1 protein-coding gene is annotated in these 1,904 nt (G+C 70.5%); it reads right to left on the reverse strand.

The features are described 5' to 3' along the window. Window positions 1–1,904, reverse strand: a 1,904-nt coding sequence (locus tag Q5762_RS36655) for a methyltransferase domain-containing protein (RefSeq protein ID WP_315896655.1), incomplete at both ends; no start/stop codon positions are given.

Here is a 1,904-nt window from a genome sequence, read left to right on the forward strand (position 1 = left end):
GCCGCTCCACCACCGCGTTCCACGCCGCCTCCAGGCGCTCCACGTCGAGCGAGACCGCGTCGATCTCCGCGTAGAACCCTGCGGGTCCACCGCCGAGCGCGAAGAATCCGCTGCGGCCCAGCAGGTACGCCTGCTGCAGATCCGTCAGCGCGAACGGCTCGAAGCGCCCCTCGGGATCCGGTACGACGACCGGCAGTGCGGAGTCCGCTCCTCCGCCTCCTGCGTGTTCGCGGTCTGTGAGGAGTTGGGCCTGCCGCGCGATCGTGGGGTGCGCGAAGACGTCGGACGCGCCGAGCGGCAGCCCGTCCGTGGCCGCGGCGGCCGCGGTGCGCACCGCGAGCAGGCTGTCGCCGCCGGCGCTGAAGAAGTCGGTGTGGATGCCGATGCCCTGTGCCCCGAGCACATCGCACCAGATCGCGGAGAGCCGTTCCTCCAGCAGATTGCGCGGCCCGGTGGAGTCTTGGGGCGCGTCGGGTTCCATCACCGAACCAGGCGCGGGCAGCCGGCCCCGGTCGACCTTGCCGTTGGCGGTCAGGGGGAAGCGCTCCAGCAGTACATAGCGCTCCGGCAGCATGTAGGAGGGCAGAGTCTCGCCCGCGTGCCGCTGCACGGATTCCCTCAGCCGGGACGCCGACCTGGGAGCGGCGGGCCGGTTGACCAGCCGGCCGAGCCGGTTCTCCACGTCCTGGTCCAGGCAGGGCTCGGTCACGTACGCCGCCGGCTCGCGGCGGTGCAGCACGACATCCACCTCGTGCGGGACGTCGGTGAGCCGTGCTTCCAGCCGCCAGCCCGTTGCGGCGGCGACCGCTCGCAGGTCGTCGGGGCGGAATCCGGCCGGCTCGGGCCGGCCGCGCACCGAGCCTTCGACCAGCTCTTGCGCGGTGGCGAGATCGTTGACGAGGCGCGGATTGGGTACGCCGCGCAGCAGCACCGCCCCCATGCCCGGCGGGGCTTCTTCGAGTACGGAGGTCAGCTCGTCGAGGACGGTGGGCTTCCGGCCATCCAGGACCAGGAGGCCGGCGGGGCCAGCGGGCTCGGAAGGCGCGGCCTTGTACAGGATCGCGTCGTACCGGTAGTCCGACATCTCTGTCTGCGCGTCACCCGTCCTGACCCGCAGGCTCAGTTCGGTGAACCCCAGGTTCCGCAGCCCTCGGAAGAGATCCGGGTCGATGGCCAGTTCCCGCTCGCGTGCGGCGCGCGCGGCCACGCGTCCGGCGATGTCCCGGGCGGTGTCCGTGGGAGCTGCCTGGAACAGTTCGACGGAGGCGTGGAAGGCGTCCAGCAGCCTCAGGTCCCGTACGTCTCCGACGAAGAGCGTACCGCTGTCGGACAGCACGCGGGCGGCCTCGCGCAGGACGTCCAGGAGGTACCGGCCGCTGGGGAAGTACTGGGCGACGGAGTTGATGACCACGCAGTCGACACTGCCGTCCGCGATGCCCGTCAGATCGCGTGCGTCGTGCTGGAGGAGGTCCACGCGCCCGGCGTACTCGGGGCGTGCGTCGAAGTAGGCCCGTACGGTGGCGAGGGTGTCGGCGGAGATGTCCACGCCGGTGTATGCAGCGTGCGGTGCGATACGGGTGGCCAGCAGACCGGTACCGCAGCCGATCTCCAGTACCCGGTTCGGTCGGCATTCGAGGATGCGGGCCACGCTCTCCTCGACCCACAGCCGCATGGCCGCGTCCGGGATCTGCTCGCCGGTGTACGTACTGGTCCAGCCGGTGGTGTCGAAGTCGCTCGCACTCACCCCGACTTCGGAGCGCATGGTGTCGAACACGCTCTCCCAGTCGGCGACGTGTGATGAGTCGTCCTGGGCATCGTGTTCGTGGTCCGGGATGAGGTAGGCGGTGAGGTGGTTGTCGGTGGCGGTGACGATGGCGTCCTTGATGGAGGGGTGTGTTGTCAGG

Origin of the sequence: Streptomyces sp. P9(2023), from assembly GCF_032436795.1 — a bacterium.
Lineage (GTDB): Bacteria > Actinomycetota > Actinomycetes > Streptomycetales > Streptomycetaceae > Streptomyces.